The 12,610-nt window shown below is 70.3% G+C and carries 12 protein-coding genes; 5 read left to right on the top strand and 7 right to left on the bottom strand.

Annotation, left to right across the window (positions count from 1 at the left end; translation table 11 throughout):
- Window positions 1-59: 59 nt before the first annotated feature.
- Genes DEA06_RS01515 through DEA06_RS01525 form a run of 3 tightly spaced genes read right to left on the bottom strand, consistent with a single transcriptional unit; the run spans window position 60 to window position 3,147 of the window.
- Window positions 60-770, bottom strand: coding sequence for a glycosyltransferase (locus tag DEA06_RS01515; protein WP_240606754.1), 711 nt, complete (start codon window positions 768-770; stop codon window positions 60-62).
- On the bottom strand, window positions 767-2,119 hold the full coding sequence (locus DEA06_RS01520; protein WP_165817897.1) for a PIG-L family deacetylase: 1,353 nt from the start codon (window positions 2,117-2,119) through the stop codon (window positions 767-769). Before DEA06_RS01520 ends, DEA06_RS01515 begins: the two co-directional genes overlap by 4 nt.
- Window positions 2,116-3,147, bottom strand: coding sequence for an acyl-CoA dehydrogenase family protein (locus DEA06_RS01525; protein ID WP_116646192.1), 1,032 nt, complete (start codon window positions 3,145-3,147; stop codon window positions 2,116-2,118). The genes DEA06_RS01520 and DEA06_RS01525 overlap by 4 nt, the downstream gene beginning before the upstream one ends.
- 86 nt (window positions 3,148-3,233) lie before the next feature.
- Here DEA06_RS01525 and DEA06_RS01530 point away from each other — a divergent pair, with 86 nt between their 5' ends.
- Window positions 3,234-3,647 (top strand): arsenate reductase ArsC, encoded by a 414-nt coding sequence (locus DEA06_RS01530; protein WP_116646193.1) that lies wholly within the window; start codon window positions 3,234-3,236, stop codon window positions 3,645-3,647.
- Window positions 3,648-3,650: 3 nt separating this feature from the next.
- Window positions 3,651-4,841 (top strand): chromate efflux transporter, encoded by a 1,191-nt coding sequence (gene chrA / locus DEA06_RS01535; RefSeq protein WP_116646194.1) that lies wholly within the window; start codon window positions 3,651-3,653, stop codon window positions 4,839-4,841.
- 95 nt (window positions 4,842-4,936) lie between these two features.
- Here chrA and DEA06_RS01540 read toward each other — a convergent pair whose 3' ends face one another.
- From DEA06_RS01540 to DEA06_RS01550, 3 genes are all read right to left on the bottom strand, one after another.
- Window positions 4,937-5,431 carry a DUF1269 domain-containing protein gene (locus DEA06_RS01540; RefSeq protein ID WP_116646195.1) on the bottom strand — a complete coding sequence of 165 codons (495 nt, stop codon included), beginning with the start codon at window positions 5,429-5,431 and terminating at the stop codon, window positions 4,937-4,939.
- An 86-nt stretch (window positions 5,432-5,517) separates the two neighbouring features.
- Window positions 5,518-6,408, bottom strand: a complete 891-nt coding sequence (locus tag DEA06_RS01545) for an SMP-30/gluconolactonase/LRE family protein (RefSeq protein WP_116646196.1) — start codon at window positions 6,406-6,408, stop codon at window positions 5,518-5,520.
- Window positions 6,409-6,468: 60 nt separating this feature from the next.
- Window positions 6,469-8,277: a glycoside hydrolase family 15 protein gene (locus DEA06_RS01550; RefSeq protein WP_240606755.1), complete on the bottom strand. Its 1,809-nt coding sequence runs from the start codon at window positions 8,275-8,277 to the stop codon at window positions 6,469-6,471.
- A 171-nt stretch (window positions 8,278-8,448) separates the two neighbouring features.
- Between DEA06_RS01550 and DEA06_RS01555 the strand changes: the two genes are divergently transcribed.
- The 3 genes from DEA06_RS01555 (at window position 8,449) to DEA06_RS01565 (ending at window position 10,915) form a co-directional block, all read left to right on the top strand.
- Window positions 8,449-9,006, top strand: a complete 558-nt coding sequence (locus DEA06_RS01555; RefSeq protein WP_116646198.1) for a DNA starvation/stationary phase protection protein — start codon at window positions 8,449-8,451, stop codon at window positions 9,004-9,006.
- Window positions 9,007-9,082: 76 nt separating this feature from the next.
- Window positions 9,083-9,976, top strand: a complete 894-nt coding sequence (locus DEA06_RS01560; RefSeq protein ID WP_116646199.1) for an SDR family oxidoreductase — start codon at window positions 9,083-9,085, stop codon at window positions 9,974-9,976.
- A gap of 126 nt (window positions 9,977-10,102) precedes the next feature.
- Window positions 10,103-10,915 carry a DNA-formamidopyrimidine glycosylase family protein gene (locus DEA06_RS01565; protein ID WP_116646200.1) on the top strand — a complete coding sequence of 271 codons (813 nt, stop codon included), beginning with the start codon at window positions 10,103-10,105 and terminating at the stop codon, window positions 10,913-10,915.
- A 114-nt stretch (window positions 10,916-11,029) separates the two neighbouring features.
- On the opposite strand, the gene DEA06_RS01570 is transcribed toward DEA06_RS01565, so the two are convergent.
- Entirely contained in the window at window positions 11,030-12,529 is a 1,500-nt protein-coding gene (locus DEA06_RS01570) for a DHA2 family efflux MFS transporter permease subunit (RefSeq protein ID WP_116646201.1), read from the bottom strand.
- Window positions 12,530-12,610 lie beyond the last annotated feature (81 nt).

Below are 12,610 nucleotides of genomic sequence, written 5' to 3' on the forward strand. Positions count from 1 at the left end.
ATGAGGTCTCGAACGCTACTCCCGGGGCCCCCGGTGCGCACGCCCTTGACACATTCACGTCAACGGTCGGCGGATGCGGCGAGGGCGACGAGGTCTTCGCGGAGGTATCTCGCGTATCCGCCCGGCGTGCGCCCTTCCGAACGCCCGCTCGTGACGACGTTCGCCCGTGCGGAGGCGACGATCGTCGCACCGGCGGCGCGCGCTCGATCCACGATCATGACGTCCTCGTGCTCGGGCACGGGCGCGAAGCCACCCGCCGCTACGAGCGTCGATGACCGGATACCGAGGTTGGCGCCGTGCACGGCTCCGTTTGCGACTCCGATCTCGTAGGTCGCCAGCCACGCGCGGCGCTGGTGATCGTCGAGATCGCGCAGGTCGGGGTGGACGGTCCCGACGACGACGTCGGCACCGGCCGCGGCGAGGTCGAGCTGATGCGAGAGCCAGTTCGGCGGCACCACCGAATCCGCGTCGGTGTGCGCCGTCCACAGGCGTTCGGGGTCGATGCCGGAGAAGACAGCGCTCGCCGCCGCGGCCCCCGCGGCGCGGGCCGCGCCGACTTTTCCCTCTTCGATCACCACGGTGGCCACGTCGTGCCCCGCGGCGATGGTCGCAGACAGGTCGGTGCAGGCGTCGAGCACGACGAAGACGGCGACGGGCACGTGGCTCACCGATCGGACGGTGGCGGCGACCGAGCGCAGGCAACCGCCGAGCAGCTCTTCCTCGTCGTGCGCGGGAACGATGACGGCGATCGCGTCGATGTCGGCACTCACGCCAGCCCCTCCCGCTCGGCGACGGACCCCGGAGCGGTCGCGAAGACGTCGAGCACGAAGTCGGCCTCCTCGTGGCGTGCGATCCGGTGCAGGCCCAGCGAGCGCGACAGCTCGTGATGCACGCGGTCGCCGGTCGTCGCCGCGTCGTCGATGCGACGACGCCAGTGGCACGCGACGACCACGCCGTCGTCGGTGAGCGATCCGCGGATGCGTCGTGCGAGGAGCTCTCGGTCGTCCGCGCCCAGGTAGTAGGCCAGTTCCGACACGATGACGAGGTCGAAACGGCCGTCGGGCCAGGCGCCCGGAAGCATGAACTGTTCGACTCGCACGTTCGCGAGGTCTCGGGTGCGGCCCGACGCGGCCCGCACCGCGGGCTCGGAGGCGTCGACGGCGAGCAGATCGTCGCACCGGTCGGCGAGCTCGGCGGTCAGGACACCGTTGGCGCACCCGAGTTCGAGCGCCCTCGCGAACGATGCCCGCGGGAGCGATGCCCGCAACACCGAGCGCTTGCGTGCCTCGTACCAGCGCGACTCGAACCCCCACGGATCGTCGTGTCGGCGGAAGAAGTCGTCGAACGCCGCGATATCCGCACTCGTCTCCTCGGTCGGGGGAGCGCCGACGTACACCTCGTCGTCGCGGAGGAAGTGCGCGCGCATGCCGTCGTGCACGATCGCCTCTCCGCCGGGGAGCGGTGAGAGCGGCTCGACCTGCGTGCGGTGACGGGCGATCGCTCCCGACTTCGCGGTCCGTTCCGCATCCGTCAGGTGCAGCACCCGCCAGCCGGACGTGTCGACGGCGTCGGGTGTCGCCCAGTGCCAGAGCCAGATGGGATAACCGACGACCTCCACCGTCGGCGCTCCCAGGTCGAGCGCGATCTCGCCGAGCACGCGATGATCGCGGTGCCCGTCGCCCCACCAGGGTGCCGCCACGAGAACGGCACGATCGGAGAAGCCCGAGAGAACGGCGTTCACGCGTTCGGAGATGTCGGCGCGCTGCTCGTCGACACGCCCATCGTCGAACCCGAGGAACACGAGCGCCGCCGACGGAGCGAGATCGGCGACCGCCTCGACCGTCTCGCTCCGTCGCTCGCGCGCGAGGTCGCGCTCGTCGCCGAGAAGGGGATGCGACGCGCCGCCGTCGGTGACGACGACGACCGTGACCGGGATGCCGACGGCGTGGCACCGCGCGACCAGGCCGCCGGCGCCGAGCGTTTCGTCGTCGGGGTGTGCGGCGAGGACGACCACGGCGTCGGCGGTGAGCCGCAGCGGGGGAGCGGAGCGCCAGGGCGCAGCGTCAGCCCATGTCTGCTCGGGCGTCCCGGGATCGCGGTGGTCGAAGGCGACGCTCACGATGCGACCAGCTTGCGGCCGAGCCCCGCGAGGTCGCGCCGACCGTGATGCTGCCGCAGGTAGATGCGCAGGTCGGCGATCCTGCGTGCGAACGGTTCGTCGGTCGTCAGCGGGGCGGGTCCGAGCGCCTGCTCGGCGAGCGAGGCGATGCGATCGGCGGTCTCGGCGACGGTGGCTCGGACGCGGTGGGCGAGCACCGCCGGCGCGTCGACCCCGCGGCCGGCGCGCCCAGCCGCATCGGTGAGAACCGCTCGTGCGGCCCACGACGCGGCATCCGCCTCGCCCGCGTACGCCGCCGCGAGCTGGTCGGCTCCCTCGCGCGCCGCCGCGCGCGCGAGTGCCTCCGTCAGCGGAAGAGAGGCGCCCCACCAGACGGCGGCCACGCCGATACCGCCCCAGGCGAATCCGGGTCGCCGGAGGTACCACCCGTCGTTGCCGACCGGCGCCGCCGCCGCATCGTCGAAGTCGACGGGCGCGCTCACGACCTGCGCGAGGCCCCGCGACACCCAGGGGCCCGTGTGCGGGTGCACACCGGGTGCGCGAAGATCGACGGCGAAGAGCCGGCGTTCGTCGGGCGCTGTCCACGCCGTCACGAGAGCGTGGCTGAGGTGCGACGCCAGGGAGCACCAGGGTTTCGTGCCCGAAAGCACCCACCGCCCCTCGTGCTCGCGGGCCCGCACCGAGACGCCTCTCCCCTCGGCGGCGAAGACTCCCCACGTCGCGTCCTCGCCTGGGACCGCGTCGGTGCTCACGGCGTCGGCGCGGGCGGCCTGCGCGAGGATCTGCAGCGCATCGACGTGGGGCTCCAGCATCCGCGCCCCCGCGACGTCGACCGCCGCCGCGGCGGCGAGCGACTCCCAGCCCGCGGAGTGCGACGCAGACGCGACGTCGGGGCCGACCGCGCGCACCCACGCGAGCGTCGCGTCGATGTCGAGGCCGAAGCCGTCGGCCGCGCGCGCCGACCTCGAGATCGCAGCGGCGAGATCCGACGGACTCCCGGGGCCGAGGGTCACATCGACATCGTCCATGTCGCGAGCCTATGCGCGGGTGAACTCTGGGTGTCCGGCATTGCCCGTTGCCCCGCCGGCTGGTATCCGCCAGGCATACTGGTCACGTGACTACACCCACCGTTCTCTTCGTGTGCGTTCACAACGCCGGCCGTTCACAGATGGCTGCGGGCTACCTGCAGGCCTTCGCCGGCGACCGGGTCGACGTGCGCTCGGCCGGTTCGGCCCCCAAGGACGAGATCAACCCGGTCGCGATCGAGGCCATGGCCGAGGAGGGGATCGACATCGCGGGCAACGCCCCGAAGGTGCTCACCGTCGAGGCCGTCCGCGAATCCGACGTCGTGATCACCATGGGCTGCGGCGACGCGTGCCCGATCTTCCCCGGCAAGCGCTACGAGGACTGGGAGCTCGACGACCCCGCCGGTCAGGGCATCGACGCCGTCCGCCCCATCCGCGACGAGATCCGCGCGCGCGTGGAGACGCTCATCGCCTCGCTCGTGCCGGACGCGCCGCACGCCTGAGCCGTGTCTCGATCCGGGTCGGCCGCCGAGGTGTTCGGCGTCTTCGCCAAACTCGGGCTGACCTCGTTCGGCGGACCGATCGCGCATCTCGGATACTTCCGCGACGAGATCGTGACACGCCGTCGGTGGATCGACGACGAGCGCTACGCCGACCTCGTCGCGCTCTGCCAGTTCCTCCCCGGCCCGGCGTCCAGCCAGGTCGGATTCGCGCTCGGGATGCTGCGCGCCGGCGTCGCCGGTGCGCTCGCCGCCTTCGTCGCCTTCACCCTGCCCTCGGCCGTGCTGATGATCGTCGCCGCCTACGGGGCCGGCGTGATCGGCGGCCCCGTCGGCGGCGGAATCGTCGACGGGCTGAAGATCGTCGCGGTCGCCATCGTCGCCCAGGCGGTGTGGGGCATGGCGAAGACGCTGACACCCGACCGGCAGCGCGCGGCGATCGCCGTCGTTGCGGCCACGATCGCGCTGGTGCTGTACGGCGCAGGCGGCCAGGTGCTCGCGATCGTGGTCGGAGCGCTCGCCGGCCTGTGGCTCTGCCGCGCGGGGGCGGAGCCGGGGGCGGGGATGCTGCGGTTTCCTGTCTCGCGAACGGTCGGGTGGGTCTGTCTCGCAACGCTCGTCGTGCTGCTGATCGGGCTGCCCATCGTGGCGGCTCTCGCGGGAGGCGGCGCGGTGTCGCTGTTCGACGCGTTCTTCCGCGCCGGGGCGCTCGTCTTCGGCGGCGGCCACGTCGTGCTGCCCCTCCTGGACGCGGGCGTGGTGTCGACCGGATGGCTCGCACCCGACCAGTTCGTCGCCGGCTACGGCCTCGCCCAGGCGATGCCCGGACCGCTGTTCACCTTCGCGGGATACCTCGGCACGCTCTCGTCGGTCGGACCCGGGGGTGTGGTCGGCGGCGTGATCGCGCTCGTGGCCATCTTCCTGCCCGGATTCCTGCTGCTGGTCGGCGTGATGCCGTTCTGGAACGCACTGCGCACCCGGCCGTGGGCCGGTGCGCTGCTCCGCGGCGCGAGCGCCGCCGTCGTCGGCATCCTGGCGGCCGCGCTCTACGACCCGGTTTTCGTGTCGGGCGTGGTCGACGGCGGGTCGTTCGCTCTCGCCCTCGTCTGCTTCGTGCTGCTCGTATCGTGGCGGGTCGCACCGTGGATCGTCGTGCTCGTCGGCGCCGCGGGAGGCGTGCTGCTCGCGTTCCTCTGAGCGGCGCTGGAGGTAGGAGAAGGGCCCGGTGCAGGACGATCGCGGTCGGATCGTCCTGCACTGGGCCCCGTCATGCCTCCAGGACGGGCGGCGGGCTACTGAGCGTTGTTGAGGTCGTGGATCAGTTCGCGCTCGACGTCCTCCGACAGCGACGTCTGGACGACCTTGCCGTTGAACGGGGCGAGGGCGGCGGCGAACTTGTCTTCGGTGATCTTCGTGGCGTAGATCACGATCGCCGACTTGCCCTCCGACACGGTCGACTTCACGCGATCGCGGAACTGCGCGTCGAGACCGGTCTTGTCGAGGCCGGCGAACAGTCCGCCGAAGAGTCCTCCGAAGACGAGGCCGGCGAGCGGCACGAAGAAGAGGATGCCGATGAGCGTGCCGAAGAGCGCTCCGCCGGCCGCGCCGGCACCGATTCGCGCTCCCGAACCCGGGTATTCGACCTTCGTCTTCCCCTCCTCGTCGACCTTGACGAGGGCGAGGCCCGCGAGCTGGACGATCAGATCGTCCTGCAGCTCCTGAACCTTCGCGTAGGCCGCCTCGGCCTCGCTCTCTTTGTCGAACGCGATAACGATGAGATCTGCCATGTCGCATCTCCTGATCAAGGGTCTGGTCCGCCCGAACGGCGGGTTCGAGTGCGACCTTAGTGGACCCTGGAGAACGGCGACAGACGTCAGCGCCCGGGCGAGGTCTCGCCGAAAACGCCCACGGCCCGCCCGGCCGTGTCGACGTCGATCGTGAAGATCGATCCGCTGAGCGGGGCCGCGCGCAGATCGTCCTCCGAGAGGTTCTCTCGCGCCGAACCGACGAAGAGCGTCCGTCGCTCCCGACCGCCGAGAGCGACCGATGTCAGGTTGGGTGCGGGCACGGCGAGACGCGCGATCACCTCGCCGTCCGGGCTCCATCTCAGTACCTCGCCGCCGCCGTAGACGGCGTTCCAGAAGCATCCGTCGACGTCGCGCACGAGACCGTCGGAATCGTAGCCGCGGAGGTACGGCTCGAGCTCGCCCAGCTCGCCGCGACCCGGCCCGTAGGGCGCGCGGTAGACGGTCTTCGTCGACGTGTCGGTGACGTACATCTCGCCGCCGTCGGCGGCCCACTCGAAGCCGTTGGCGACGCCGAACCCGCCCCGCAGCACCTCGGGGCGCTCGTCGGCGCTGAAGGCGTAGAGCGCCGCGTCGGGGTTGGCGGAGGTGACGTCCATGCCGCCCACGATGAACCGCCCGAAGGGGTCGACCTTGCCCTCGTTGAAGCGGATGCCCGCGTGCGCGTGCTCGACCTCGGCGACCGTGCCGGTGATCGCCCCCTCCGCGTCGAGCGACACGATGCGATCCTTCAACGCCGCGACGAAGCCGCCCCCGTGCGCGGGCTGCACCGCGCTCATCGGCGCGGGCAGCTCGACCACGCGGTCGTCCGAGCCGTCGACCGCACCGTCGAGCCGCGCGCGATGGAAGGTTCCGGTGGTGATGTCGACCCACGAGACCTCGTCGTAGCGCTCGTCCCAGAAGATGCTCTCCACGAGCACCGAATCCAGGTGGCGGAAGAGCTTCGGGTCAGCGTTCATCGAGGAGCCTTCGATCGTGTTCGTGGTGAGCGGATGCTGCAGATGTGCGGGGCGGGGAGGTCAGTGGCCCTCGAGCTTCTGTGCGGGTGCCAGGTCGCGAATCGTCAGGGCTGCGGTGACGAGCGCCAGGTGGCTGAGCGCCTGGGGGAGATTGCCCCACGACTCGCCGTCGGACTCGTCGATCATCTCGGCGTAGACGCCGACGTCGTTGCCGCGCGTGACGAGGTCGTCCATGGTCGCGATCGCCTCATCGTGGCGTCCGACGCAGGCCAGGGTCGCGGCTCGCCAGAACGCGCAGGCGACGAACGTGTGCTCCTCCTGGTCGACGCCCGAGTACCGGTACAACAGGTTGCCGGCGCCGAGGTCGCGAGTGATCGCGTCGATCGTCGACGACATGCGTTCGCCGCGGTCGTAGCCGCTGGGGCCGTGCAGCAGCACGGAGGCGTCGAGGTCGGTCGAACCGGGGTACATGACGTAGGCCTGGGCCTGCTCCGACCAGCCGTTCTCCTCGATCCACTGGCGGATGCGTTCGCGCTCCGACGCCCAGCGTGCCGCGCTTCCCGGGATCTGCCCCGCCTCGGCGAGGACCACCGCGTCGTTCAGGGCCTGCCAGCATCCCATCTTCGACGAGGTGTAATGACGGATCTCGGGCAGCTCCCACATTCCCGAATCGGGATTGCGCCACAGATCGCAGACGCGGTCGGCCGTGTCGGCGAGCATGCGACCTGTCGCCACGTCGAGCACGTTGCCGGCGTCGACATAGGTGCGGCAGATGGCGAAGAGGTCGCCGTAGACGCCCAGCTGCAACTGGCCCTGGGCCGGATTGCCGGTGACGACCGGGCCGATGCCGCGCCACCCCTCGACATCGAAGGTCTGCACGTCGGTGCTGGTACCACCGCGGAGGGTGTACATGACGTGCAGATCGGGACCGTTCTCGCGGATCGTCCGCAGCAGCCACGAGATCGCGGCGTGGGTCTCTTCGCGCAGACCGAACAGGATGAGGGCGTGGGAGGCGTACGCGAGGTCGCGCACCCAGGCGAACCGGTAGTCCCAGTTCTTACCGCCGCGCGGGTTCTCGGGGAGCGACGTGGTCGCCGCCGCCGCCATCGACCCGGTGGGGGAGTAGACGAGCAGTTTCAGCGCGAGCGCGCTGCGCTGCACATGGCGGGCCCAGGGGCCTTCATAGGAGAACTCCTTCGACCACGCCCGCCAGCCCCCGATCGTGCGGTCGATGCCGCGGTCGACGTTGTCGGGGTCGGGGAGATGCAGCGGCTCGTCGTCTGTCGCGGCCAGCACGATGAGATGCCGGGAGCCGGTCGTCGTCGTGAAGCGCCCCTCGACGCGGGGAGCCGACGCCGAACCGGGCTCGGGGTCGGCGCGACCGTGATTCTTCCCCACGATCGCGAAGGAGATCTCGCCCACCCGCATCACGCACGCCCCGTCGATGTCTTCGATCCACGGTGATGCGGTCTGCAGCTGGGTACCGGGGCGGATGACCCACTCGACCTCGACCTCGCCCTCGATGCCGTCGACGCGGCGTGCGAGCTCCGCCCACGGCAGCCGCCCGGCAACCCCGGTCACCATGGCGTCGGTGAGTCGCATCGTGCCGGTGGAGGTGGTGAACGTCGTCTCCAGCACGTTCGTCCGCGGGATGTATCGCCGCTTCACCTCGTAGTCGCCGGAGGGGTGCAGATCGATCGCGCCCCCGGTCTCGGCGTCGAGCAGGCGGGCGAACACCGGATGCGAATCCAGGTTCGGCAGCGGCATCCAGTCGATCTGTCCGCGCATCCCGATCAGTGCGACCGTGCGACCGTCGCCGATGGGTGCGTAGGAACTGAGAGGGTCGGCGGAGGTCGGAGTGTCGGGCACGTTCCCACCGTACGAACAGCCGACCGCCGGGAGTGCGGGCTTGCGCGAACCCTCGGGCCCGACTAGCCGCCGCGCACTAACAACGAACGGATGCATCGACAACCCCCGTGGCGTCGGCGCGGAGCGGGTCTACCGTCATTCACATACCCGTTGCGACCGTCAGGAGACATCATGGCAACCGACTCGAAGACAGCCCCCCGTAACCGCCGTCGCCCCGCGAAGGGCGGAAGCGGCGCGGGCCTCACCGCGACCGAGAACGCCGAGAGCGGCTTCACCGCTTCGGCGAAGCTCAGCGAGAACCTCCAGCGTGTTCTGGTCGACCTGATCGAGCTCTCGATCCAGGGAAAGCAGGCGCACTGGAACGTGGTGGGCAAGAACTTCCGCGACACCCACCTGCAGCTCGACGAGGTCATCGAGGCCGCCCGCGAATTCAGCGACACCGTCGCCGAGCGCATGCGCGCCCTGCACGCCCTTCCCGATGGACGCAGCGACACGATCGCCGAGACGACGACTCTGCCGGAGTTCCCGCAGGGCGAGGTCGACACGAGTGAGGTCGTCGATCTGATCACCGAGCGCCTCGAGTCGGCCACGTCGACCGTACGCGAGGTGCACGACGACGTCGATGAGGAAGACCCCACGAGCGCCGACATCCTCCACTCCATCCTCGAGCGCCTCGAGCAGCTCGCGTGGATGGTCAGCGCCGAGAACCGCACGCCGCGCAAGCGCTGAGACGCCCGCATAGACGGCTTCGACCGCCGCCGCAACCCCCGGGAGCGGCGGCGGTCGCTCGTTCTAGCGTGACGGAATGGCCGACAACATGTACACGCCCCAAGACCCCAACACCCAGTTCCCCCGGCCGCCGTTCCCCCCGCAGCAGCAGACCGGCCCCGGCGACATCCGCAAGATGGATCCGGCTCCCGACCACGGTGAGACCAGCTACATCGGCAACAACCGCCTGCCCGGCCGGAAGGCCCTCATCACCGGCGCAGATTCGGGCATCGGCCGAGCCGTGGCGATCGCGTACGCCCGTGAGGGTGCTGACGTCGCCCTGAGCTACCTGCCCGAGGAGCAGGAGCAGGCCGAAGAGGTCGCCGCCCTGATCGAGAAGGAGGGCCGCAAGGCCGTGCTCCTCCCCGGTGACCTCCAGGACGAGAGCGTCGACAAGGAGATCGTCGACAAGACGGTCGCCGAGCTCGGCGGTCTCGACATCCTCGTGATCAACGCCGGCACGATGCCGACGGTCGACAGCATCGACGACTTCGAGACGAAGACCCTCGACCACGTGCTGAAGGCCAACATCTACCCGCTCTTCTGGCTGACGAAGGCGGCATCGCCGCACCTCAGGCCCGGTGCGTCGATCATCACGACCTCCAGCATCCAGGGCTTCGTCCCGTCTCCGTCGCTCGCGGAGTACGCCGTGTCGAAGGCCGGCATCGCGAACTGGACGCGCGCGATGGCTCAGCAGCTCATCGAGCGCGGCATCCGCGTGAACGGCGTCGCACCCGGACCGGTCTGGACGCCGTTGCAGCCCGCCTTCGTGCCGAACGAGAAGATCGAGTCGTTCGGTGAGGAGACGCCGATCGGCCGTGCCGGTCAGCCCGTCGAGCTCGCGCCGCCGTTCGTCTTCCTCGCCTCGCAGGAGTCGAGCTACGTCATCGGCGAGACCATCGCGGTCACGGGCGGATCGCCCACGCACTGACCGTGCCAGCACAGCCCCGGACGACTCGACGAGCTCGGCGTCCGGGGCTTCGCTGTGCGCGCGGCGTAGCCGCTCTTGAGCTCGTCGAAGGGCACTGCACCCGCCAACGAGGAGGAGGATGCTCTTATGCCCGAGTCACCGGAAGTGCAGGCCCTCGCCGAGTACCTCGACCGGCACCTCGTCGCGCAGCGGATCGTCGGCGCGGACCTCGAGGAGTTCCGTGCGCTGAAGACCCGAGCCCGCCCGCTCGACGAGCTGATCGGGGCGACCGTGTCGGGGGTGCACCGTTTCGGCAAGCACGTGGAGATCGCCACCGACGCCGCCGGGCTGCTGATCAGCTTCGGGCGCGCGGGGTGGGCGCTCCTCGACGAGCAGACGGATGCGCCGGTCCTCGCGCGCCTGGAGTTCGACGGCGGTGCGTCCCTCACGGTCACCGACGCGGGGTCGTTCCTGTCGCTCGGGCTGTCGGTGGTGGACGACGCGCGCGACGTCGCCTCCATCGCCAAGCTCGGTCCGGATCCCCTCGATCCGACCTACTCTCGCGCACAGCTCGATTCCGCCCTCGGCTCGAGGCGCAAGCAGATCCGCGCCCTCCTGCAGGAGCAGGAGTCCATCGCCGGCATCGGGGGCGCCTACTCCGACGAGATCCTCCACGTCGCGAAGCTGTCGCCCGTCGCGCACGCGGTCGATCTGAGCGACGACGACCGAGACCGGCTGTTCGCTGCGGTCGTCGAGGTTCTGCGTGAGGCGGTCACGGCTCGCCGAGGCATCCTGCCCTCCGGGCAGAAAGCGGCGAAGGTCGACGCGATGCGCGTGCACGGGCGAACCGGCGAGCCCTGCCCGGTGTGCGCAGGCACCGTGCAGGACGTGCCCGGTTCGAAAGGCGCGGCGCAGTACTGCCCGACGTGCCAGACAGGGGGAGTGCCCATTCCGGGGTGAGGTCTGGGGCCTGCGCTCGGTGTGCGGGGCGTGACGAAAACGGTCTGCGGCGAGAGATCGGGCTCGGTCGTCTGCGCGAGGACAGGCGACCGAGCCCGAGCGGGCCGAGGGCCGTCAGTGTGCCAGCGGTAGTTCCGCCGGGGCGTCGGCCGGCTTCTTGATGAGGAACGCGCCCACCAGCAGCGGCAGCGAGATGATCGCGGCGACGAGGAATGCACCCCGCGCGCCCGCGGCCTCGGCGGCCGCGGCGGTCTCGGTCGACGCGACCATGACCGATGCCATGGTCGTGATGAGGATCGAGATGCCGGCTGCCCCCGCGACCTGCTGCAGTGTGTTGACGACGGCCGAGCCGTACGAGTACTGGCGAGGCTGAAGAGAGCCGAGCGAGGCGGTGATCAGCGGGGTGAAAGACAGCGCCAGACCGAGCGAGAGCAGCGTCTGCATGATCACGACCATCCAGATCGGCGTCGTGGTGGTGCTCAGCAGAGCGTACGCCCACAGCATCGCGCTCACCAGGATGGCGCCGGGGACGAGGAGCACCTTCGTGCCGCGGCGGTCGTAGATGCGGCCGATGACCGGACCGGCCAGACCCATCGCGAGCGCGCCCGGGAGGAGCACCAGTCCGCTCTCGGCGGCGTTCAGCCCCAGTCCCTGCTGCAGGTACAGCGGAAGCAGCGTGATGGTGCCGAAGAACGCCAGCGACATGACGCCGAGCTGGGCGACGGCCAGAGAGAAGTTGCGCACCCGGAACACGCGCAAATCGAGCAGTGCGTCGTCGGTTCGCTGGAGACGGAGCTGCCGCCAGCCGAAGAGCACGAGGGCGATGGCGCCGCCGACGAGGGCGACGATGAGCACCAGCGGAGACGAGGGTTCGCTCGCCGCATCCGCCTCGCCGTGGCCGCCGCCGCCCAGCTGGCTGAGGCCGAAGACGATGCCGCCGAAACCGATCGCCGACAGCACCACCGAGAGGATGTCGATGCGGTTGTGCTCGGTCTCGGAGATGTTGCGGATCCAGGTGGCGCCGATGGCGAGCGAGACGAGGGCGATGGGCAGCACGAGGCCGAAGTTCCAGTGCCACCCGATCGTGTCGACGACGAAGCCGGACACGGTGGGACCGATCGCGGGCGCCAACGAGATGACGATGCTGACCCGGCCCATCATGCGGCCGCGCAGGTGCGGAGGAACGACCGTCATCAGGGTGGTCATGAGCAGCGGCATCATGATCGCCGTGCCCGAGGCCTGGATGACACGCGCGGCGAGCAGCATCGGGAAGCCGACCGAGAGGAAGGCGACGAGGGTTCCGGTCGAGAAGAGGGACATCGCGGCGATGAACATCTGGCGCGTGCTGAAGCGTCGCAGAAGGAATCCGCTGATGGGGATGATCACGGCCATGGTCAGCATGAACGCGGTCGTCAGCCACTGCGCGGCGACCGCGGTGATGCCGAGATCCTCGATGAGGGCGGGAATCGCCACGCCCATCGTGGTCTCGTTGAGGATCGCCACGAACGCGGCGACCAGGAGAAGCCAGATGACCCGGCTCTGCTCGGGTGAGACGCCCGACGCGGACGTGGCGGACTGGGGCTGTCGGATGCTGTCGGTGGCGGGGGCGGCCATAGGTGGCTCCTCATCGTGCAATCGGGGCGCTGGTCGCCACCGGACCGGTGGCACCAACTCCGTAACGTCGGTCGACGGCGC

Source organism: Microbacterium sp. Gd 4-13 (genome assembly GCF_003095395.1).
Classification (GTDB): domain Bacteria; phylum Actinomycetota; class Actinomycetes; order Actinomycetales; family Microbacteriaceae; genus Microbacterium.